A 245-nucleotide genomic window follows, 5' to 3' on the forward strand; every position below is an offset into this window, starting at 1 on the left:
GTCAAAGGATTATCTACATCACACGCCGCTTCTAGTTTTACATGTGCTAAACGAGAATCCAACTTCGATAAATCTAAAGAATCAATAGAATGTAAATTTCCACCGACAGGTTCTATTACTCGTCCATCTTTCTCTAAAAATTTTACACCTAAGGCAGAGAGCATTCCGGCACCCCCATCGTTCGTAGCACTTCCTCCAAGACCTAAAATGATGTGCTGTACGCCTTTATCCAGTGCATCTAATAT

1 protein-coding gene is annotated in these 245 nt (G+C 40.4%); it reads right to left on the reverse strand.

Annotated features, from left to right (window positions below):
• Positions 1–245, reverse strand: a 245-nt coding sequence (locus JDS81_RS30030; RefSeq protein WP_199688707.1) for a glycerate kinase, incomplete at both ends; no start/stop codon positions are given.

Source organism: Bacillus cereus group sp. N31 (genome assembly GCF_016483245.1).
Lineage (GTDB): Bacteria > Bacillota > Bacilli > Bacillales > Bacillaceae_G > Bacillus_A > Bacillus_A toyonensis.